Source organism: Streptomyces lacrimifluminis (assembly GCF_014646095.1).
Classification (GTDB): Bacteria; Actinomycetota; Actinomycetes; order Streptomycetales; family Streptomycetaceae; genus Streptomyces; species Streptomyces lacrimifluminis.
This window is the reverse complement of the sequence record NZ_BMMU01000007.1, coordinates 248,465-269,743: the sequence shown is the minus strand read 5'-3', so window position 1 is coordinate 269,743 and position 21,279 is coordinate 248,465. Positions and strand designations below refer to the sequence as shown.

14 protein-coding genes are annotated in these 21,279 nt (G+C 69.0%); 3 read left to right on the top strand and 11 right to left on the bottom strand.

The genetic code is table 11. From position 1 onward, the window contains the following. Positions 1–56 precede the first annotated feature (56 nt). The 4 genes from IEY89_RS13920 to ngcE form a co-directional block, all read right to left on the bottom strand. A complete protein-coding gene (locus IEY89_RS13920) occupies positions 57–1,256 on the bottom strand; it encodes an ROK family transcriptional regulator (RefSeq protein ID WP_189147688.1) in 1,200 nt (399 codons plus the stop codon). A 192-nt stretch (positions 1,257–1,448) separates the two neighbouring features. Next, a complete protein-coding gene (locus tag IEY89_RS13915; protein WP_189147687.1) occupies positions 1,449–2,375 on the bottom strand; it encodes a carbohydrate ABC transporter permease in 927 nt (308 codons plus the stop codon). Positions 2,376–2,380: 5 nt separating this feature from the next. After that, positions 2,381–3,307 carry a carbohydrate ABC transporter permease gene (locus tag IEY89_RS13910; protein WP_189147686.1) on the bottom strand — a complete coding sequence of 309 codons (927 nt, stop codon included), beginning with the start codon at positions 3,305–3,307 and terminating at the stop codon, positions 2,381–2,383. Positions 3,308–3,367: 60 nt separating this feature from the next. Further along, positions 3,368–4,864 carry an N-acetylglucosamine/diacetylchitobiose ABC transporter substrate-binding protein gene (ngcE, locus tag IEY89_RS13905; RefSeq protein WP_189147685.1) on the bottom strand — a complete coding sequence of 499 codons (1,497 nt, stop codon included), beginning with the start codon at positions 4,862–4,864 and terminating at the stop codon, positions 3,368–3,370. Between the two features lie 460 nt (positions 4,865–5,324). On the opposite strand from ngcE, the gene IEY89_RS13900 reads away from it, so the two are divergent. Continuing rightward, entirely contained in the window at positions 5,325–9,167 is a 3,843-nt protein-coding gene (locus tag IEY89_RS13900; protein ID WP_229695212.1) for a GH92 family glycosyl hydrolase, read from the top strand. Between the two features lie 814 nt (positions 9,168–9,981). Here the strand turns inward: IEY89_RS13900 and IEY89_RS13895 are convergent. The 4 genes from IEY89_RS13895 to acnA form a co-directional block, all read right to left on the bottom strand. Beyond that, positions 9,982–11,082, bottom strand: a complete 1,101-nt coding sequence (locus tag IEY89_RS13895) for a lytic polysaccharide monooxygenase auxiliary activity family 9 protein (protein ID WP_189147684.1) — start codon at positions 11,080–11,082, stop codon at positions 9,982–9,984. Positions 11,083–11,483: 401 nt separating this feature from the next. After that, entirely contained in the window at positions 11,484–12,989 is a 1,506-nt protein-coding gene (locus IEY89_RS13890) for a sensor histidine kinase (protein ID WP_189147683.1), read from the bottom strand. Continuing rightward, a complete protein-coding gene (locus IEY89_RS13885) occupies positions 12,986–13,711 on the bottom strand; it encodes a response regulator transcription factor (RefSeq protein WP_189147682.1) in 726 nt (241 codons plus the stop codon). Before IEY89_RS13885 ends, IEY89_RS13890 begins: the two co-directional genes overlap by 4 nt. Positions 13,712–13,921: 210 nt before the next feature. Next, the gene (acnA, locus tag IEY89_RS13880) at positions 13,922–16,639 is read right to left on the bottom strand and encodes an aconitate hydratase AcnA (protein ID WP_308437434.1); all 2,718 of its coding nucleotides are present in this window, start codon (positions 16,637–16,639) and stop codon (positions 13,922–13,924) included. 244 nt (positions 16,640–16,883) lie between these two features. Here acnA and IEY89_RS13875 point away from each other — a divergent pair, with 244 nt between their 5' ends. Together IEY89_RS13875 and IEY89_RS13870 are read left to right on the top strand one after the other, a co-directional pair. After that, positions 16,884–17,081, top strand: coding sequence for a DUF4236 domain-containing protein (locus IEY89_RS13875; RefSeq protein ID WP_189147680.1), 198 nt, complete (start codon positions 16,884–16,886; stop codon positions 17,079–17,081). Between the two features lie 64 nt (positions 17,082–17,145). Further along, entirely contained in the window at positions 17,146–18,675 is a 1,530-nt protein-coding gene (locus tag IEY89_RS13870) for a helix-turn-helix domain-containing protein (RefSeq protein ID WP_189147679.1), read from the top strand. 12 nt (positions 18,676–18,687) lie between these two features. On the opposite strand, the gene IEY89_RS13865 is transcribed toward IEY89_RS13870, so the two are convergent. The 3 genes from IEY89_RS13865 to IEY89_RS13855 are packed head-to-tail and all read right to left on the bottom strand — an operon-like array spanning position 18,688 to position 21,271. Continuing rightward, a complete protein-coding gene (locus IEY89_RS13865; RefSeq protein ID WP_189147678.1) occupies positions 18,688–19,905 on the bottom strand; it encodes a beta-ketoacyl-[acyl-carrier-protein] synthase family protein in 1,218 nt (405 codons plus the stop codon). Beyond that, positions 19,905–20,171 carry an acyl carrier protein gene (locus IEY89_RS13860; RefSeq protein WP_189147677.1) on the bottom strand — a complete coding sequence of 89 codons (267 nt, stop codon included), beginning with the start codon at positions 20,169–20,171 and terminating at the stop codon, positions 19,905–19,907. The genes IEY89_RS13865 and IEY89_RS13860 overlap by 1 nt, the downstream gene beginning before the upstream one ends. Further along, a complete protein-coding gene (locus IEY89_RS13855; protein ID WP_189147676.1) occupies positions 20,132–21,271 on the bottom strand; it encodes a beta-ketoacyl-ACP synthase III in 1,140 nt (379 codons plus the stop codon). The genes IEY89_RS13860 and IEY89_RS13855 overlap by 40 nt, the downstream gene beginning before the upstream one ends. Between the last annotated feature and the right edge of the window lie 8 nt (positions 21,272–21,279).

The window sequence follows — 21,279 nt, the reverse complement described above, 5'->3', positions numbered from 1 at the left end:
ACGTGCGACGTCAAGAAGTAAATCCTTAACGGGTTGGCAACGGCTTTGTTCGTTCTCTAGGTGAAGACAGGGGTCGCTGTGGTCAGCGTGCCGTCCAGAAGGGTCGAATCGCCCATTTCGCTCAACGCGAGAGCGAGCGCTCCGAGCACCTCCGCACGACCTCCAAGTGCCCCTGGAAGAACGGACAGTTGACGTGCCGCACTGGGGATCGCATAGCGGCCGACAGACTCTCTTATGGGACCGAGCACCAGCTCACCGGCCTCGGCGAGATCACCGCCGAGGACCACCCTGCTCGGGTTCAGCAGATTGCAAAGATTGGCGACTCCACTGCCGATATGACGGCCGACGTCGGCGATCACGCGACGGCAGCCCGGGTCACCGTCCCGCGCCAGCCGCACGACACCTTCCATGGTCAGGTCGGTTCCGTGGCTGGACTGGAGGAGCGGCAGCACGTAACGCGCCGCCGCGAAGGTCTCCAGGCAGCCCCGGTTGCCGCAACGACAGACGGGTCCGGATTCATCAAGAGTAATATGCCCGATTTCTCCCGCTGTGCCACCCGGACCCCGGTAGATCTTGCCCTCGATCACCAGTCCGGCCCCGACACCGCTCGCGACCTTGATGTACGCCAGGTCCCGGACCCCCCGGCCACTGCCCCAGACCAGCTCACCGAGGGCGCCGAGGTTGGCGTCGTTGTCCACGTGCACCGGCACGTTCAGGCGCCCGCGCAGCTCCTCACCGGGCCTGGTGCCGCTCCAGCCGGGCAGGATCGCGCTGGAGCCCAGGGTGCCCGACTCCACGTCGATCGGACCCGGTACACCCAGGCCCACACCGGCGATCTTGGAACGGTCGACGCCCGTTGCTGCGATCAGGCGATTGACCAGCTCTTCCGCCCGGTCGAAGCCCTGCGCGGCGGAGGCGTCCACGTCCAGCGGCTCGGCCTCCTCGGCCAGCACCTGGTGGGCGAGGTTGCCGACCGCGACCCGTAGGTGCGTGTGCCCGAAGTCGACGCCGATCACGATGCCCGCGTCCCCGCTCAGCGAGACGGCCCGGGCCCTTCGGCCACCCGCCGAGGTGGGCGTGACCTCGACCGTTCCGCCGTCCTTCAGCTCGCGGACGATGTTGGACACCGTGGCCGCCGACAGACCGGTGGTCCTGGCGATCTCGGCCTGCGTGAGCGACCCGGCGAGGCGCACCGCCCGTACGACCCGTTCCAGGTTGGCTCGGTGCAGTGACGACTGCGACCCCGGAGTCTCCACGACGACCTCCTGCGCGCGGGACCGCTTCGATGAGGCCCCGTCTATGTCCAACTAGTGAACTCTAAGCTGAGCCGTTCGGGTCACCTCCCGTCAAGAGGTTGAACTGCATCCGAGGTCTTGTACACATAGCTGCGCGCGTGCACGGTTTGCGGCATGCACGCGCGCGTACGGCGGCTGAACAGAAGGTTCCGGTTACTTGAGAGCGCCCGCCGTGAGGCCCGTCACCACCTGGCGCTGGAAGATGATGTACGCGGCGAGTACCGGGATCATCGCCATCACCAGGCCGGCGAAGAGACCCGACCAGTCGCCCTTGTAACCCTGGCTGGCGGCCAGCTGCACCAGACCCTGGGTGAGGACCCTTTTGTCCGGGTCGGTGTTGAGCACCGTCGGCAGCATGTACTGGTTCCACTGGCCGAGGAAGTTGAAGATGCCCACGCTGATCAGCCCGGGCTTGGCCATGGGCAGCATGATCTGGAGGAAGGTCCGGGAGTGCGAGGCGCCGTCGACGAAGGCCGCCTCCGCCACCGAGGTCGGCAGGGTCCGGAAGAACGCGGTCAGGAAGAAGACCGTGAACGGCAGTGAGTAGGCGATGTAGACCAGGATCAGCCCGTGGATCGTGTTCAGCAGGCCCATGTTGTTCACGACGTAGAACAGCGGGACCAGCGCCAGCATGATCGGGAAGCTCATGCCGCCGATGAAAAGGTAGTAGATGAACCCGTTGCCCGGGAACTCGAAGCGGGCCAGGACGTACGCCGCCATCGAGCCCAGCACCAGGGTGCCGACGAGCGAACCGCCCACCACCAGGATGGTGTTGAGGAAGTAGTCGCTCATGTTGGCGTCGGTCCAGGCCCGCGCCCAGTTGTCGAAGTGCAGCTTGTCCGGCAGGGCCCAGGGGGAGCTGAAGATCGCGTTGTCGTCCTTGAAGGACGTCATCACCGCCCACAGGAGCGGCATCACGACCATGAACGCCCACAGGACGAGCATGCCGTGCGAGAAGACGTTGAGGACGGTGCCTTCCTTCTTCTCGCGCTTCTGCGCACCGGACGCGTTCTCCTTGCGCACGGGCCCACCGGACTGCTGGGGGACCATGTCCGACGGTGTGCTGTCGGTCGTCTTCATGTGTGTCAGTACTCCAGCCGCTCGCGCCGGCCCAGCCGCATCACGAGGGCCGCGAAGGCCAGCGTGACGACGAGCAGGGCGACCCCGATGGTGGTTGCGTAGGCGGCCTGACCGTCACGGAAGGCCTTCTGGTACACGTACAGGACCATGACGGTCGTCGAGTAGTCCGGGCCGCCGGGCCCGGTCGTCATGATCTGGACGACCGCGAACGACTCGGCACCCAGCGCGAGGATGCCCATGTAGACCCAGCCGGACTGCACGGTGTCCCACAGCAGCGGCAGGGTGATCCGGAAGAACGTGCTGGCCCGGCCGGCGCCGTCCAGCAGCGCGGCCTCGTACAGGTCCGCCGGGATGGACGCCATGCCCGCCGAGAACAGCACCACGAAGAAGCCGACCGTCGACCAGACCAGCACCGCCATCACACACCACAGGGCGAGGCCCGGGTCGCCGAGCCAGAGCGGCTGGACGCTGTCGAGCCCGATACCGCGCAGCAGTGAGTTGATCGAGCCGCTGTCCGGGTTGTACGCGAAGGCGAACAGCAGCGCGACGATGGCGATCGACAGCACCTGCGGAAAGAAGTAGACGATTTTGTAGAACGAGGAACCGCGGACCCCGGAAATCACCGGTCCGCCGCGGCGCCGCTTCCCGCCGACATTGATCATGAAGGCGAAGAACAGCGCCAGACCGATCGTCACCAGCGGCAGCACCAACGCGAACAGGAGGCTGTGCTGCAACGACTTCCAGAAGATGTCGTCGTCGAACATCCTCTCGTAGTTGGCGAAGCCCACCATCTCGAATTCCGGGCTCAGTCCGGTCCAGTCGGTGAACGAGTAATAGATGGACTGGATGAACGGCCAGATGACGAAAAGTGCGTACAGCCCGAGCGGGACCGCCAAAAATCCCACGATGAAGCGGTACTTGCCGTGCTGCATTACCACAGACCCCGTTCCGTGCGCGGGTGCCGCCGCTGGTGACAGATCATCGGCTTCTGGTCACTGGTGCTTGTAGTGCTTGATCGACGTGTCCTTCGCGGTCTCGTCGGCGTAGCCCTGGATCTTCTTGATGGCCTCGGCCGGGGTGAGCCGTCCGGCCATCATCTCGCCGAGCCCCGACACCCCGATCTTCTCCTTCTGGAGCTGCACGTACCAGTCCTGGAGGCGCGGGTTCACCACGTTGTCGCCGGCCTTCTCCAGCGCCGCCACACCGGACTTGAGGCCCGGGGTGAGGGTGATGCCGTCGGTGCCGCCGTTGTACGCGGTCAGTGACTTGACCTTGGTGGTGAAGTTCTTCGAGGAGGCCTCGCTGAGCATGATGCGCAGCTGCTCCATGCCGCCCGCCGTGTTCTTCGCCTTCGCCGGGACGATGAACGGCTCACCGCCGGAGGCCCAGATCGTGCCGAACGGCAGCTTGTCGGAGCTGTCGATGCCGGTCGGCGCGGAGACTGCGAGGTCGAAGTCGGCGGGCATGACGTTCGCCGACTCGTTCTCCACCCAGGAGCCGTTCGGGATGAACAGGGCCTTGCCCTTGGCCCACGCGGTCTGCGACTGGATGTGGTCGAGACCGGGGGTGCCCTTGAGGACGTACCCCTTCTTGTAGAGCTCGTAGTACGCCTCGAAACAGGCCTTGACGGCCGGGTGCTTCCAGGCGTTGGGCTCCAGGTTGTCGATCGCGTCGAGGACCTCGACCCCGCCGACCTTGCCGATCATCGGGTAGAGCGAGAAGGGCAGGTAGTACGGGTACTTGCCGGCGTAGGTCCAGCCGGCCATGCCCTTTTTCTTGGCCTTCTCGCACACGGCGAGCATCTCGTCCCACGTCTCCGGGTAGGTGGCGTCGAGCGAGTCCAGGGCCTTCTGGGAGTACCAGACGCCGTACACCGTGTAGGCGTAGTACATGATCCAGACCGGGTCGCCGTCGAGCTGGCCCATCTCGACGATGCCCGGCCGCAGCGTGTCGCGGACCTTCTTGTTCGGGTCGTCGAAGGACGGTGCGTCCAGCAGCGGGGTGAGATCGGCGAGCTGACTCTTGCCGGCCAGGACGCCCATGTCCATCTGCTCGGCGCCGGAGTTGTCGATGAGGTCCGGCGGGGTGCCCTGGTTGAAGCGGGGCTGGAGCGTGGACTGGATCTTCTGGGTGGCGGAGAACTTGACCTTCGCCTTCGGGAAGTTCTGCTCGTAGATCTTGACCGCGTCCTCGGCGTACTCCTTGCCGAAGCCTCCGTCGAAGAGCACGAACTCCAGCTGGGCGCTGTCGTTGACGGCCAGGGGGTTCTTCGCGGTCTTCTCGCCCGCCTCGGCCTTGTCCTCGTCGCCTCCGCCGCTGCTCGCACAGGCGGACAGGAAGCTCATCGTGGGGACGGAGATCAGACCGAGCGCAGCGGACCGTTTGATCAGGTCGCGGCGGCCGGGGCCGGTGGCCGTGGTGCCAGTGCTGGTGCCGGTGGCACCGGTGGTGCGGTCGGGGGTGCGGCTCTCGTCGGAAGTGGATCCCATGCTCAAGTCCTCGCCTTCTCCAGGACTCAGGCGGTGAACCGGATCCTCCCGGCACCGCGATCGGGTCGAACTGGGTCGTGCAGGAAGTACTTAGTGCGTGATGTGCCCTGATCAGAGGGAATACCCGGCGGGGCCGCGCGTTCAGCACGTCAAACCACCCTTCCGGCTCCCCTCACACCTCTCGTTGACCGGTCGGACAGACCCTACGCAGACGCCGACAGGTATAGTCCACTTCCCGTCAAAGGGGCAAGATCGAATGCAGGGTTGGTCGCGGGTCTTTTCCGAGTTGAGACCTCGCGGAAATATGCGGACCGCGCGCATCCCTTTGCGCGAAATATTCGCGATATTGGGCCCGAATGCCACACCCAACGCCCTTGACACCACTGACCACTTGACTCCCTACTGGTTCCTGCGCAGCCAAGGTGACAACGTTGTCCGGCGGCAGGGAGGGTGCTCTCGCATGCGGCAGGGAGTTCGGTACAGGGCTCGGTACGGGTGGCGGTTCGGATGGCAGTTCGGATCAATTCCGGCCATCGCGGCGGTGTTCGCACTGGTGATCGGCGGGCAGGGCGCGGCGACCGCCCTGCCGGTCACCGCACCGGCCGCCGACCGGGAGTTCGTCACCTCGTTCGAGGCGGGTGAGCCGGCGCCGGACTGGCTGAACACCGTCGACACCGGGCCGGACGGCACCAAGCGGACCTCGGGTGTCGACGGCGGCTACAGCAGCGGCATCCCGGGCAATGTGACCGACCACGTGACGGACGTACGGGCGAGCGGCGAGAACACCGGCGGGGGCGAGGTGAAGGAGAACCTCGTCGACGGTGTGCCGGGGACCAAGTGGCTGACGTTCGCGTCGACCGGTTGGGTGGAGTTCGACCTGGACGAACCGGTCAGGGTGGTCACCTATGCGCTGACCTCGGCCAACGACCACGCCGAGCGCGACCCCGCCGACTGGACGCTCCAGGGCTCGGCGGACGGGGCGACGGGCTGGAAGACCCTCGACAGCCGAGCGGGCGAGTCGTTCGCCGAGCGGCTGCGGACCAGGTCGTACGACCTGTCGTCGCCTGCCGGGTTCCGGCACTTCCGGCTCGACATCGGGCGGAACAACGGGGGTGCCATCACCCAGCTCGCCGATGTCCAGTTCTCGACGGGCGACGGTGACACACCCGTGCCCCGGGACATGCTGTCGCTGGTCGACCGCGGCCCGAGCGGCTCCCCCACAGCGAAGGCCCGCGCCGGTTTCACGGGCAAACGGGCGCTGCGGTACGCCGGCACTCATCGGGCGGCCGGACGGGCGTACTCGTACAACAAGGTGTTCGACGTGAACGTGGCCGTCGACCGGGACACCGAGTTGTCGTACCGGGTCTTCCCGTCGTTGGCGGACGGCGATCTCGACTACGACGCCACGAACGTGTCGGTGGACCTGGTCTTCACGGACGGCACCCTTCTGAGTGAACTGTCGCCGGTCGACCAGCACGGCTTCGCGCTGACGCCGCAGGGCCAGGGCGCGGCCAAGGGGTTGTACGTCAACCAGTGGAACCATGTCGCCTCGCGGATCGGGTCGGTGGCCGCGGGGAGGACCGTGGACCGGGTGCTGATGGCGTACGACTCGCCGGCCGGGCCCGCGAGGTTCCGGGGCTGGATCGACGACGTGACGCTCCGGACCGTCGCCCCCGAGCCACCTCGGGAACACCTGTCCGACTACGCGGTGACGACGCGGGGCACCCACTCCAGCGGCGGTTTCTCCCGGGGCAACACCTTCCCGGCGACGGCCGTGCCGCACGGTTTCAACTTCTGGACGCCGGTGACCAACGCGGGCTCGCTGAGCTGGCTGTACGACTACGCGCGGGCCAACAACGCCGACAACCTGCCGACGATCCAGGCGTTCAGCGCGAGCCATGAGCCGAGCCCCTGGATGGGCGACCGGCAGACCTTCCAGGTGATGCCGTCGGCCGCAGCGGGCACCCCGGACACCGGTCGTACGGCACGGGCGCTGGCCTTCCGGCACGAGAACGAGACCGCGCGGCCCTATTACTACGGGGTGCGGTTCGAGAACGGCGTCAAGGCCGAGATGACGCCGACCGACCACGCGGCGGTCCTGCGCTTCACCTACCCCGGCGACGACGCGAGCGTCCTCTTCGACAACGTCACCGACCAGGCGGGCCTGACCCTCGACCGGGAGAACGGCACCTTCACCGGCTACTCGGACGTGAAGTCGGGGCTGTCGGCGGGGGCGACCCGGCTGTTCGTGTACGGGGTGTTCGACGACGACGCGGTGGTCACGGAGGGATCGTCGAGCGGGGTCAAGGGCTATCTCCGGTTCAGGGCGCCGACCGGGGTGGTCACGCTGCGGCTGGCGACCTCGCTCATCAGCGTCGAGCAGGCCAAGGCCAATCTGCGGCAGGAGATTCCGGACGGCACGTCCTTCGAGGCGGTGAAGGCCGGAGCGCAGCGGCAGTGGGACGGGCTGCTCGGGAAGGTCGAGGTCGAGGGGGCGACGCCGGACCAGCTGACCACGCTGTACTCCAGCCTGTACCGGCTCTATCTGTACCCCAACTCCGGCTTCGAGAAGGTCGGTTCGAAGTACCAGTACGCGTCTCCGTTCTCCCCCATGCCGGGCCCCGACACCCCGACGCACACCGGGGCGAAGATCGTGGACGGCAAGGTGTACGTCAACAACGGCTTCTGGGACACGTATCGGACGACCTGGCCCGCCTACTCGCTGCTGACGCCCCGTCAAGCGGGCGAGATGGTCGACGGGTTCGTGCAGCAGTACAAGGACGGCGGCTGGACCTCGCGCTGGTCCTCCCCCGGGTATGCCGACCTGATGACGGGCACCTCGTCGGACGTGGCGTTCGCGGACGCCTATGTGAAGGGCGTCGGTTTCGACGCGAAGTCGGCGTACGACGCCGCCGTGAAGAACGCGACCGTCGTGCCCCCGGCATCGGGCGTGGGCCGCAAGGGCATGGCGACCTCGCCCTTCCTCGGCTACACGAGCACCGAGACGCGCGAGGGCCTGTCATGGGCAATGGAGGGCTACCTCAACGACTACGGCATCGCCCGCATGGGGCAGGAGCTGTACCGGGAGACGGGGCAGCGACGGTACGAGGAGGAGTCCGCGTACTTCCTCAACCGCGCCCAGGAGTATGTGCGGTTGTTCGACAGGAGGGCCGGCTTCTTCCAGGGCCGGGACGCACGGGGCGACTGGCGGGTGGAGTCGTCGGCGTACGACCCGCGTGTCTGGGGCCACGACTACACGGAGACGAACGGCTGGGGTTACGCCTTCACCGTCCCGCAGGACAGCCGGGGCCTGGCCAACCTGTACGGCGGCCGGGCGGGCCTCGCGGACAAGCTCGACGACTACTTCGAGACCCCGGAGACGGCCTCCCCGGAATTCGTTGGCTCGTACAAGGGGGTCATCCACGAGATGACGGAGGCCAGGGACGTCCGGATGGGCATGTACGGCCACTCCAACCAGGTGGCCCACCACGTTAATTACATGTACGACGCGGCCGGCCGGCCCTGGAAGACTCAGAAGAACGTCCGCGAGGTCCTCTCCCGGCTCTACACGGGCAGCGAGATCGGCCAGGGTTACCACGGCGACGAGGACAACGGCGAGCAGTCGGCCTGGTATCTGTTCTCGGCGCTCGGCTTCTATCCGCTGGTCATGGGCAGCGGCGAATACGCCATCGGCTCCCCGCTGTTCACCAGGGCGACGGTCCATCTGGAGAACGGCCGGGACCTGGTGATCAAGGCCCCGGACAACAGCGCCCGGAACGTGTACGTGCAGGGACTGAAGGTCAACGGCCTTCCCTGGACGTCGACTTCACTCCCCCACTCGATCGTCTCCCGTGGCGGGACCCTGGAGTTCGACATGGGCCCGGAGCCCTCGGCCTGGGGAGCGGCAAGGAACGCGGCCCCGGTGTCGATCACCCAGGACGACGAGGTGCCGACGCCGCGGACGGATGTGGTGATCGGCGAGGGTGCCTTGTTCGACGACACGTCGGACACGAGCGCGACGGTGAGGTCCGTGGAGCTGCCGATCGCCGGTGACGCGAAGGCCGTTCAGTACACGCTGACCTCCTCGGACCGGGCCAAAGCCCCGACGGGCTGGGTGTTGCAGGGGTCCAGCTCCTCATCCGACGGCGCGAACTGGCGGACCCTGGACCGGCGTTCGGGTGAACCGTTCAGGTGGGACAGGCAGACCCGGGCGTTCTCCGTGGCGTCCGATGGCTCGTACACCCGGTACCGGCTGGTCCTGGACGGTGAGTCGACGCTGGCGGAGGTGGAGTTGCTGGGCTGACCGCTTCCCGCCCGCTTCGCCGGTCGGGGGTCGGTGGAGCGGGTGGGGAGGCGGGGCAGTAACCGGCTTGGGGCTTCGGCGCGTCGGTGGACGCGCTTGAGCATGGAGCGCCTGCTGTGGACTGGGCCGGGGACGGCCTGGGTGGGCCGACAGTCTGCAGCTGTGCGGACGTCCGCGAGCCACGCATCACGCGCCCGTCCGGAGCGACGGGCATCAGGCGCGTCGCGACCTCGGCCTCTCGGCCACCCGGGAACGGGACGACCGCGCCCGGGAAGACATCGCCGCCGTTCCTGCTGCCGATGAGCGGATCGACGTACGGAGTGGGGTCCTGGACCAGGGGGTTCGGGGGTGTTGCCCGCACGCCCGTCGCCGCGGGCGCCGGGGTGGGCGTGCCGAGGGCCAGGGCGGCGGCCGGCAGCAGGGACGTGGGGCGGACACGCATGACGCGGCCCCTCCTCCTTCGGGCGGATCGCGCACCACAGGTCGCACAAGCCGCGAGGACAGTGGCGTGCGCCGGCGTTACCACGAGAGGTCGAGTGGCCTCCGAGGGGACGCGCACGGCATTCGTGCCTGGGGGTACCGCGTCCACTCCGGTGGGGTACAGGTCCGGTTTGACGACGCCGTCCGTGGGGGCGATAGAGTGATGTTCAGACCACTGGACAACGTTGTCTCCTGGTGGTCACATCCCAGACGCACTCCACCCGGGCCTCATCCCCCGTGCCGGCCCGGCTCGCGGACCCGGTGGGTATCGACCACCGGGTCCGCCCTGAGCAGCCTTGAACGTGTTTACGCCCAGACGTGCAGCCCCGCGGGTCTAACCGACCCGGCAGGGCAGGGTAGTTGCCGTATCACCGCCGGAGCCCCGGACGACGTACCCGAACGTCGCGGTCCTGCCCGGATCGAGAGAGCCGTTCCAGTTGGCGTTGTGGACCATCACCGCCTGGCCGTTGTAGGTCGCGTTGCCGCTCCAGAGGCTGTCCACGGCCTGGCCCGTCGGGAGGGTCCAGTCGACCATCCAGCCGAGCATCGGCACGGTACCGGAGTTGGTGACGGTCACCTCGGCCTGGTAGCCGCCGTTCCAGGTGCCCGTCGTACGGCGGGTGGCGGTGCACGCGCCGGGCGGGGGCTCGGTGGACGGGTTGCCGGGGTCCTTGATGCCCGTCACCTCGCCGTTGCCGCCGTCGAAGACGACGTCGGAGCAGGAGTAGAAGGTCTCCGCACTGTCGGAACGCTGCCACACCATGTAGATGATGTGCCGCCCGGACTTGTTCGCCGGAAGTGTGCCGTTCCAGGAGTAGTTGGCCTCGACGTTGCCCGGGCTGCCGTTGAGCGGCGGGTGGTCGACGCTCAGGAACGGCTGGGGCTCGATCGCGTCCCAGGTGAGTGTCTTGGTCGGGTCGAAGCCGTCCTTGGTGACGTAGACGTAGAACCAACCCGGGTGTGCCGCCCACGCGTTGTACGAGAAGTCGACATTGGCGCCCGAGGTGAGATGGGTCAACGGCCAGTCGGCGCTGGGGGTGTTGAACCCGGTGAAGTTGGTGTTGCCGCCGCTGCACAGCTGACCGTCGGGGACGAAGCCCCGGGTGCGGCCGGCGCCGTCCGAGCGCAGCACCGAGAACCAGTTGTAGAACGGCGTTGTTCCGCTGACCTGTTGTGCCGTCTTGCAGGCCGGGTTGACCGCCTTGATCTCGCCGGTGTCCGTGAGGGCGTCCTGCCAGCAGAGGAAGGTGCGGCTGCCGGGTTTCATCGGGGTGCCGTGGGCCTCCGCGTCACCACCCGCCGTGACGACCAGGCCGAGGGCCGGGATCGCGGTGAGCAGCGCCAGGAGGACGAGGAGAAGGGCTCCGCCTCGGGTGGGGAGAGGTAATCGGCGTGGGGTGCGGGGGGAGGGTGGGGACGATGATGTCAGGGCCATGTCATGAACTCCTTCAGTCGTACGCGATGCGCCGTACGTCGTGCGGTACGTACGGAACGTGCGGGTGAAGGGGCGCGCCCGACTGAGGGGCGCGCGTGATGCGCGATGCGCACGGTGTGAGATGCGCACGGTGTGATGTGTGGGGGGTGGTGAGGTGGGAACGACTCCCGCTTACGGGTTCCGGTCCGCTCGGTGTGGGAGCGCTCCCACCTCACCCTTCTTCGAAGCTAGCGCCGCACGGTGCCGTTGTAAACGCCTGACGCAAGAGGACCGCACACGGATGGCTGCGGCCCGCGCGGAACCTGACACCGAAGGGGAGTTGGGGCGCCGCCTCACTGTCGGCCGCACCGGCCTCGCGAGGCCGCCCCGCCCGCGGTGAAGTTCCTCGGGTACGCCCCCGGTCACCGCCGCAGGGGCGTACGGAGTACAGGGCGCGATGCCGTCGGCGGCACCGCTCTCGCGGTGGGCAGTTCGATCGTGAACTCGGTGTGTCCTGGGGCGCTTTCGACGTCGATGCTGCCTCCGTGGGCGGCCACGATGGCCGACACGATGGCGAGGCCGAGGCCCGAACCCCCGGCCTGGGGGCCGTTGCGGGCGCGGGAGACGTCGGCTCGGGTGAAGCGTTCGAAGACGGACGGGAGCAGGTGCGGTGGGATGCCGGGGCCGTCGTCGCGTACGCGGATGACGCACCGCTCGTCCACGACCTCCGCAGAGGCCACCACCGTCGTACCGGCAGGGGTGTGAACCCGTGCGTTGGCCAGCAGGTTGCCCACCACCTGGTGGAGCCGCGCCTCGTCGCCGACGACCAGCGCCGGGGAGTCGAGGAGCAGCGCCAGCTGCCAGTGGTGGTTCTCGCCCGCGGCCCGCGCGTCCCACACCGACTCGGCGACCACCGACGCGAGGTCCACCTCGGCGGACTGCAACGGCCGCCCCTCGTCCAGGCGGGCGAGCAGCAGCAGGTCCTCCACCAGCCCCGTCATCCGCGCCGACTCCGCCGACACGCGCCGCCAGGCCAGCGCCGGTTCGATCCGCTGCGTACCCCGGTTCATGAGTTCCGCGTATCCGGCGATCGAGGCGAGCGGGGTACGGAGTTCATGGCTGGCGTCGGACAGGAAGCGCCGCATGCGTTCCTCGTCGGCCTGGCGTTCGGCGAGGGACGACTCGACGTGGTCGATCATCCGGTTGAGGGCGGCGCCGACCTGGCCGGCCTCGCTCTGCGGGTCGGTGTCGCGTTCCGGGACGCGGGTGAGACCGACGACCGCGCCCCGGCCCAGCGGTGCCCGCGAGACCTCGACCGCGGTCGCGGCGACCCGGCCCAGGGGCCGCAGTTGGCGTCGTATGACGACCGCGCAGACGCAGCCCGCGACCGTCAGTCCGGCCACGGCCACCGCGGCCTCGACCACGACCAGGCCGCGGATCATGTCCTGGACGTCGTCCATCGGCAGCCCGGTCAGCACCCGGACCCCGTTGTCGGCGGTGCCGCCGACCGCGCTGATCCGGTAGGTGCCCAGGCCCGGCACGGTACGGGTGTGCATCGAGCCGTCGGCCTCGATGCCGGCGAGTGCCGACCGCTGGGCGGGGGTCAGGTCCCGCGGCGCCGCGTCCTGGGCGACGACCTGCGCGGTGAGCAGCGTGCCGTCGGCGCCGAGACGGGCGGCCAGGGTCCCGGCGGGCTGGCCGTTCTCGTTGAGGAAGCCGAGGTCGGTGTCGAGTTCGGGGTGGAGCGCCGCGCCGCCCTGGCTGCGCTCGACGGCGCTTGCGACGCGGTCGTCCAGGCTGCCCAGCAGGTACTCGTGCTGGACGAGGACGGTGGTGACCGCCATGGCGGCGCACACCACGGCCAGGGTGACCCCGATGAAGAACAGCAGGCGGGTCCGCAGTGAGCGCCCGCGCGGACGTACGGTCATCTCCCGTCCTCCCCCGCCCGGATCGCGTACCCGAGTCCGCGCACGGTGTGGATCATCGGTGCCCGCCCCTTGTCGATCTTGCGGCGCAGGCTGGAGATGTACACCTCGACGAGGTTGTCGCCGCTGGAGAAGCAGCCGGTCCATACGTGATCGAGGATCTGCCCCTTGCTGAGCACCTGGCGCGGATGGCCCATCAGCACGCTGAGCAGGTCGAACTCCTTGGCTGTGAGCTGGACGGGGGTGCCGTCGCGGTGCACCTCGCGGGTCTCCTCGGTGACCACGAGGTCGCCGAGGACGCGTACGGAGTCGTCGGTGCGCGTCTGTTCGGCGCCGCACCGGCGCAGCAGTCCGCGCAGCCGCAGCACGACCTCCTCCAGGGAGAACGGCTTGGTGACGTAGTCGTCGGCGCCCGCTTCCAGTCCGTCGAGAGGGTGTTCGAGGGCGTCGCGGGCGGTGAGCATGAGGACGGGCAGCCGCGGGCTCTCGTACCGCAGCCTGCGGAGCACCTGGAGGCCGTCGAGGTCGGGCAGCATGCCGTCGAGGACGACCGTGTGCGGGGCCGAGGAGCGGGCGAGCCGCAGCGCGCTCTCGACGTCGAGGGCCGGGTAGGGCCGCCAGCCCGCCTCGGTGACGGCCACGCACAGCAGTTCGGTGAGCGCCGGTTCGTCGTCGACGATCAGCACACGGACATGAGCGCCGCGAACCCCAGAAGTGCCAGACATGTACGAATCGTGTCCCGGTTTCCTGGGGGAACCCTGTGGTCAGCCTGAGCCGGAGCCGTGGACGCGCCGGCCTGGTCCGCGACGGTCGGCCACGGTGCGGCGGTCGTCCGGCACTCGGCTCGCGCGGCGGGCTGGACGGAAAGCCGCGCGCACGCGAAGGGCCGCACCCCCCGGAGTGGGGAGTGCGGCCCAACCGCCCTACCTGATCGGCTAGTTGCGGATCAGGTTGCGCAGCACGTACTGCATGATGCCGCCGTTGCGGTAGTAGTCGGCCTCACCGGGGGTGTCGATGCGGACGACCGCGTCGAACTCGACGCCCGTGTCGGTGGTCACCTTGACCGTGCGCGGGGTGGTGCCGTTGTTCAGTTCCTCGACGCCGGTGAAGGAGAAGGTCTCCTCGCCGGTGAGGCCGAGGGACTCGGCGGTGGCGCCCTCCGGGTACTGGAGCGGGAGAACGCCCATGCCGATGAGGTTCGAGCGGTGGATGCGCTCGTACGACTCGGCGATGACGGCCTTGACACCGAGGAGCGCGGTGCCCTTGGCGGCCCAGTCGCGGGACGAGCCGGAGCCGTACTCCTTGCCGGACAGGATGACCAGCGGGATGCCCTGCTCGATGTAGTTGCGCGAGGCGTCGTAGATGAACGCCACGGGCGCGTCGGGCTGGGTGAAGTCGCGGGTGTAGCCGCCCTCGGTGCCCGGCGCGATCTGGTTGCGCAGGCGGATGTTGGCGAACGTACCGCGGATCATCACCTCGTGGTTGCCACGGCGGGAACCGTACGAGTTGAAGTCACGGCGTTCGACGCCGTGCTCCGTGAGGTACCTGCCACCGGGGGTGTCGGCCTTGATCGCGCCGGCCGGGGAGATGTGGTCGGTGGTGACCGAGTCGCCGAGCTTGGCGAGGACACGGGCGCCGGCGATGTCCGAGACCGGGGTGGTCTCCATCGTCATGCCCTCGAAGTACGGGGGCTTGCGGACGTACGTCGACTGCGGGTCCCACTCGAAGGTGTTGCCCTCGGGGATCGACAGGGCCTGCCACTGGGCGTCGCCCGCGAAGACGTCGGCGTAGGACTTGGCGAACATGTCCTCGCCGATGGCGTTCGCCACGACGTCGTTGACCTCGGCCTCGGAGGGCCAGATGTCGGCCAGGAAGACCGGCTTGCCCTCCTGGTCCACGCCGAGCGCGTCGCGCGTGATGTCCACCTTCATGGAACCGGCGAGGGCGTACGCGACGACCAGCGGCGGGGACGCCAGGTAGTTCATCTTGACGTCGGGGTTGATCCGGCCCTCGAAGTTACGGTTGCCGGAAAGCACCGACGTCACGGCCAGGTCGTGGTCGTTGACGGCCTTGGACACCTCGTCCGGCAGCGGGCCGGAGTTGCCGATGCAGGTGGTGCAGCCGTAGCCCACGAGGTTGAAGCCGACCTTGTCGAGGTAGGGGGTGAGCCCCGCCTTGTCGAAGTAGTCGGTGACGACCTTGGAGCCCGGGGCGAGGGTGGTCTTGACCCACGGCTTGCGGGTCAGGCCCTTCTCCACGGCCTTCTTCGCGACGAGCGCGGCGGCGACCATGACGTACGGGTTCGAGGTGTTGGTGCAGGAGGTGATGGCCGCGACCGTCACCGCACCGTGGTCGATCTCGTACGTCGAGCCGTCGGGGGCGGTCACGGTGACCGGGTTGGACGGGACGCCGTTCGGGGCGACGGCCGGGGAGTCGGAGGCCGGGAAGGACTCCTTGCCCGCCTCGTCCACGGCGTCGACGTAGTTGAGGACGTCCGCCTTGAACTGCTCGGCGGCGTTCGCGAGGACGATACGGTCCTGCGGGCGCTTCGGGCCGGCGATGGAGGGCACGACGGTCGAGAGGTCGAGCTCCAGCTTCTCGGAGAAGTCGGGCTCGGCGGCCGGGTCCAGCCAGAGTCCCTGCTCCTTGGCGTACGCCTCGACGAGCGCGAGCTGCTGCGCGGAGCGGCCGGTGAGCTTGAGGTACTTGATGGTCTCGCCGTCGATCGGGAAGACCGCGGCGGTGGAACCGAACTCCGGCGACATGTTGCCGATGGTCGCGCGGTTCGCGAGGGAGGTGGCGGCCACGCCCTCGCCGTAGAACTCGACGAACTTGCCGACGACACCGTGCTTGCGGAGCATCTCCGTGATGGTCAGCACAAGGTCGGTGGCGGTGGTGCCGGGTGTCAGCTCACCGGTGAGCTTGAAGCCGACGACACGCGGGATGAGCATCGAGACGGGCTGGCCCAGCATCGCGGCCTCGGCCTCGATACCGCCGACGCCCCAGCCGAGCACACCGAGGCCGTTGACCATGGTGGTGTGGGAGTCGGTGCCGACCAGGGTGTCGGGGTACGCCTGGCCGTTACGGACCATGACCGTACGGGCGAGGTGCTCGATGTTGACCTGGTGGACGATGCCGGTGCCGGGCGGGACGACCTTGAAGTCGTCGAAGGCGGTCTGGCCCCAGCGCAGGAACTGGTAGCGCTCCTTGTTCCGGCCGTACTCCAGCTCGACGTTCTGGCCGAAGGCCTCCGGCGTACCGAACTTGTCGGCGATGACGGAGTGGTCGATGACCATCTCGGCCGGGGAGAGCGGGTTGACCTTCGCCGGGTCACCGCCGAGCGCCTTCACGGCCTCACGCATGGTGGCGAGGTCCACGACACAGGGCACGCCCGTGAAGTCCTGCATGATCACGCGGGCCGGCGTGAACTGGATCTCCTGGCTGGGCTGCGCCTGCGAGTCCCAGCCGCCGATGGCCCGGATGTGGTCGGCGGTGATGTTCGCGCCGTCCTCGGTACGGAGCAGGTTCTCCAGCAGCACCTTCAGGCTGTACGGAAGGCGAGCCGAGCCTTCCACCTTGTCCAGCCGGAAGATCTCGTACGACTCGTCGCCCACGCTGAGCGTGCTACGGGCGTCGAAGCTGTTCGCCGACACGACAGTCTCCTTCATTGATGTGCGCGTTCCACCGCATCCTGCCGCCACGACGACTCGGCCGATCCGCTAAGGTAAGGCTAAGTAAGGTGACCCTTACCGCCGACTTATGTCGGCGTAGGGCTGCGGCGCGCCTGGGCAGATATCTCGATGTCGAGATAACTCTAGTGCATGGGTGGCGAATGGTCATGCCCTGCCGCCGTGTGATGTGGCCCATGACCGCGCCGATCCGGGGTAACGGGGTTCTATGCCTCTCACATTCCGCAAGAGCTTCCGGATACTTCCCGGCGTGCGCCTCAACATCAACAAGCGCTCCTGGTCGATCACGACCGGCGGCAGCCAAGGCCCGCGCCACACCCACAGCAGCACAGGGCGCCGTACGACGTCCATGGATCTGCCCGGACCCTTCGGGTGGCGTCGCACCCGTTCCACCAAGCGCCGCTGACGGTACGTCACCCGCACGGACTCCTCAGAGGGCACCATCTCATATCTGAGATAACCTCAACCCCATGGCAGACGACTACCTCGTACGTATCGGCAAGCTCATCCGTGACGCCAGACAGCACCGGGGCTGGACACAGACGCAGCTCGCCGAGGCGCTCGGCACCAGTCAGAGCGCGGTCAACCGCATCGAGCGTGGCAATCAAAACATCAGCCTTGAGATGATCGCCCGAATCGGTGAAGCACTCGACAGTGAGATCGTCTCTCTGGGGTACGCGGGGCCGATGCATCTGCGCGTGGTCGGCGGTCGTCGGCTCTCCGGCTCCATCGACGTCAAGACCAGCAAGAACGCGTGTGTCGCACTGCTGTGCGCCTCGCTCCTCAACAAGGGGCGCACAGTGCTGCGCCGCGTCGCCCGCATCGAAGAGGTGTACCGCCTGCTGGAGGTGCTCAACTCGATCGGCGTACGGGCGCGGTGGATCAACGACGGCGTCGACCTGGAGATCGTGCCGCCGACCGAGCTGAACATGGCGGCGATCGACGCCGAGGCAGCCCGCCGGACGCGCTCGATCATCATGTTCCTCGGCCCGCTGCTGCACCGCATGGACAGCTTCAGGCTGCCGTACGCGGGTGGCTGCGACCTCGGCACCCGGACCATCGAGCCGCACATGATCGCGCTGCGCCGGTTCGGGCTGGACATCGCGGCGACGGAGGGGCTCTACCACGCCCGGGTCGACCGCTCCGTCTCCCCCGGCCGTCCGATCGTGCTGACCGAGCGCGGGGACACCGTCACCGAGAACGCGCTGCTCGCCGCCGCCCGGCACGACGGGGTGACCGTCATCCGCAACGCGTCCTCCAACTACATGGTCCAGGACCTGTGCTTCTTCCTGGAGGCCCTGGGCGTGCGGGTCGAGGGCGTCGGCACGACGACGCTCACCGTGCACGGCGTACCGACCATCGACGCCGACGTGGACTACTCGCCCTCCGAGGACCCGGTCGAGGCGATGAGCCTGCTGACGGCGGCGGTCGTCACGGAGTCCGAACTGACCGTGCGCCGGGTGCCGATCGAGTTCCTGGAGATCGAGCTGGCGGTCCTGGAGGAGATGGGGCTCGATCACGACCGTACGCCCGAGTACTTCGCGGACAACGGCCGTACACGGCTGGTCGACCTGACGGTCCGGCCCTCCAAGCTGGAGGCGCCGATCGACAAGATCCACCCGATGCCCTTCCCGGGCCTGAACATCGACAACGTGCCGTTCTTCGCGGCCATCGCGGCCTCCGCCCAGGGCAAGACCCTCATCCACGACTGGGTCTACGACAACCGCGCGATCTACCTGACCGACCTCAACCGCCTCGGCGGACGCCTCCAGCTCCTCGACCCGCACCGGGTGCTGGTCGAGGGCCCGACCCGCTGGCGGGCCGCCGAGATGATGTGCCCGCCCGCACTGCGGCCGGCGGTGGTGGTCCTGCTGGCGATGATGTCGGCGGAGGGCACGTCCGTGCTGCGCAACGTCTACGTCATCAACCGCGGGTACGAGGATCTGGCGGAGCGGCTGAACTCGGTGGGGGCGCAGATCGAGATCTTCCGGGACATCTGAGCGCCCTGCGGTTCAGGCCGGGGTCAGCGCGAGCACCGTGTTGTGGCCTCCGAAGCCGAGGGAGTGGCTGAGGGCGAGTCCGGTCCGTTGGGTGCGAGGGGTCCCCGCGACGATGTCGAGGCCGGCGGTGGTGGCGTCGGGTGCCTCGAAGTTGGCGGTCGGCGGGATCGTGGCGCGGGCGATCGTCAGCACCGTGAGGGCCGCTTCGATGGCGCCCGCGGCACCCATGGTGTGCCCGAGGGCTCCCTTGGCCGAGGTGACCGGCGGGTGCCGGCCGGCGAAGAGGCCGCGGACGACCGCGGCTTCCGCGCTGTCGTTGAGCGGGGTGCTCGTGCCGTGGGCGTTGATGTGGTCGACGTCGTCGGTGTGCGCCCCGGCATCGGCGAGAGCGGCCTCGATCGCGGCCCGCAGCCCGGCTCCCTCCGGGTGCGGTGCCGTGGGGTGGTGGGCGTCGCTGGTACTGCCGTGACCGGCGAGGACGGCCAGGGGTCCGGCGCCCCGCGCCTCGGCGTGCCGGCGGCGTTCGAGGACCAGCAGGGCGCTGCCCTCACCGAGGACGAACCCGTCACGCTCCTTGTCGAACGGCCGTGAGGCCCGGCCGGGATCGTGCTCGCGCCGGGAGAGCGCCCCCATCTTGGCGAAGGCGGCGGCGCACAGCGGCGTGGCCATCGCGTCGGTCCCGCCCGCGACGGCGATGTCGCAGGCCCCCGCCCGCAGGAGCAGCAGAGCAGTGATGAGGGCGGTGGCCCCGGAGGCGCAGGCCGTCGAGGTCTGCAGGGAGGGGCCCCTGACGCCGAGTTCGAGTGCGAGATGGCCTGCGGCCATGTTCGGCAGGAAGGCGGGCAGGGTCATCGGGGACACGGTGGTGTGCCCGGTGGTGAGCAGCTTGCGGTGCTGCGTCTCCAGGGTGTCGATGCCGCCCGCGGCGGTGCCGACGACCACGGCGACCCGTGCGGGGTCCCAGTCCCGCCCCGCGAGCCCCGCCGAGGCGAGGGCTTCCTCGGCCGCGAGCAGGAGGAAACGGGTGGACCGGTCGTGGCGCCAGAGCCTGCCCGGGCGTTTCTCGGACGGTGGTACGCGACAGGAGAGGGTGACGGGCAGTCCCTGGAGGGCGGGGTCGGTGCGCGCCGCCGAGCGTCCGGCGCACACCGCTTCCCAGGTCGCCTCGGTGCCGACCCCGCCGGGCGTGACCAGACCGATGCCGGTGACGGCGATCTCCTGCGCGCGCATCACGCCGCTCCACGGTCGGGATCCCCGAGGAGCTCGGCCACCGCGCGGGTCACGTCCGCGACGGTGAGATCGCCGGAGGCCGTGGAGTCGTCGAGGGGTATCTGCCACTCCTCCTGCAGGGTGACGTACAGCTCCACCACGGCCAGTGAGTCCAGGTACAGCCCGTCGAGGGTGGCGGATGCGTCGATCCGGTCGGCGGGGACTTCGAACTTGTCGCTGAGTACGGTCACGAGGCGGGCGTGGATGTCGGCGTGGTCGTGGGCCATGGGTGGCTCCCTGAGAGGTCGGCGGTGGACAGCGGTGCGGTGGCCGGGCCTGCGGGCGGCGCCTGCGAACGGGGCACGGCGTTCGGCCAGTTGAGGGCGACGGATGCCCAGGTGAGGCCACCGCCGAAGGCCGTGAGCAGGGTTCGCTCGCCGGGCCGGACCGCCGCGTGCACCGTGCTGTCGGCCATGACGAGGGGGATCGACGCGGCGGCGGTGTTGCCGGTGTGGTGGATGGTGCCGAACCGGCGGGCCGCGGCGATTCCCAGGCGTTCGGCGACGGCGTCGAGGATGCGTTGGTTGGCCTGGTGGCCGATGAACGCCCCGAGGGTGTCGGGCGGCCAGCCGGTCCGGCCCAGGACTGCGCGGGAGGACTGCGTCATACGGCGTACGGCGTGGGCGTAGACCGTGCGTCCGCGCATGCGGAAGTAGTGCGAGTCGGGGTCGGGCGGGGGCAGCCCGCGGGGGTGGCGCGAGCCGCCGCCGGGCACGGTGATGAGGTCGCTGCCGCTGCCGTCGGCCCCGAGGTCGGTGGCGAGGACCGCTCCGGGGGCATCACGGCCACCGGGTCGGAGCAGGACCGCGGCGGCGCCGTCGCCGAAGATCGGCGCTGTCTCCCGGTCCCGTGGATCGACGATCGTCGTGTAGGTGTCGGCGCCGATCACCAGCGGCGTCGAGCAGGTTCCGGCGCGGACCAGGGCGGTCGCGGTGACGAGGGCGTACAGGAATCCCGAGCAGACCGCGGCGAGGTCGAACGCGGGGATCGTGCCGAGGCCCAGCCGGTGGGCGACGGCGGGGGCGGTCGCCGGGCAGGGGTGGTCGGGGGTGCTCGTGGCCAGCAGGAGCATGTCGGGCCGGTGGTCCCCGGCGGAGACGAGGGCCGCGCGGCCGGCGCCGACGGCGAGGTCGCCGGTGCTCGTGCCCGGCCCGGCGTGGCGGCGGCGCGCGATGCCGGTCCTGCTACGGATCCAGGCGTCGTCGGTGCGCAGCACGCCGCGCGCGATGACCGTGTCGTTGTCGACGACGTGTTCCGGGAGACAGGCGCCGATTCCCGTGATGACCGCGGTGGCGTCGCTCTCGGCGGGGGACACAGCAAGGGACATCACGAACG

Bases quoted from the DNA above. Each gene is read 5' to 3' on its own strand.
- IEY89_RS13915 (WP_189147687.1), bottom strand. From the start codon at position 2,375: ATGAAGACGACCGACAGCACACCGTCGGACATGGTCCCCCAGCAGTCC.
- IEY89_RS13890 (WP_189147683.1), bottom strand. From the start codon at position 12,989: ATGACCGTACGTCCGCGCGGGCGCTCACTGCGGACCCGCCTGCTGTTC.
- IEY89_RS13900 (WP_229695212.1), top strand. From the start codon at position 5,325: ATGCGGCAGGGAGTTCGGTACAGGGCTCGGTACGGGTGGCGGTTCGGA.
- IEY89_RS13910 (WP_189147686.1), bottom strand. From the start codon at position 3,307: ATGCAGCACGGCAAGTACCGCTTCATCGTGGGATTTTTGGCGGTCCCG.
- IEY89_RS13870 (WP_189147679.1), top strand. From the start codon at position 17,146: ATGGCAGACGACTACCTCGTACGTATCGGCAAGCTCATCCGTGACGCC.
- IEY89_RS13875 (WP_189147680.1), top strand. From the start codon at position 16,884: ATGCCTCTCACATTCCGCAAGAGCTTCCGGATACTTCCCGGCGTGCGC.
- IEY89_RS13855 (WP_189147676.1), bottom strand. From the start codon at position 21,271: ATGTCCCTTGCTGTGTCCCCCGCCGAGAGCGACGCCACCGCGGTCATC.
- ngcE (WP_189147685.1), bottom strand. From the start codon at position 4,864: ATGGGATCCACTTCCGACGAGAGCCGCACCCCCGACCGCACCACCGGT.
- IEY89_RS13895 (WP_189147684.1), bottom strand. From the start codon at position 11,082: ATGGCCCTGACATCATCGTCCCCACCCTCCCCCCGCACCCCACGCCGA.
- IEY89_RS13885 (WP_189147682.1), bottom strand. From the start codon at position 13,711: ATGTCTGGCACTTCTGGGGTTCGCGGCGCTCATGTCCGTGTGCTGATC.
- IEY89_RS13865 (WP_189147678.1), bottom strand. From the start codon at position 19,905: ATGCGCGCGCAGGAGATCGCCGTCACCGGCATCGGTCTGGTCACGCCC.
- IEY89_RS13860 (WP_189147677.1), bottom strand. From the start codon at position 20,171: ATGGCCCACGACCACGCCGACATCCACGCCCGCCTCGTGACCGTACTC.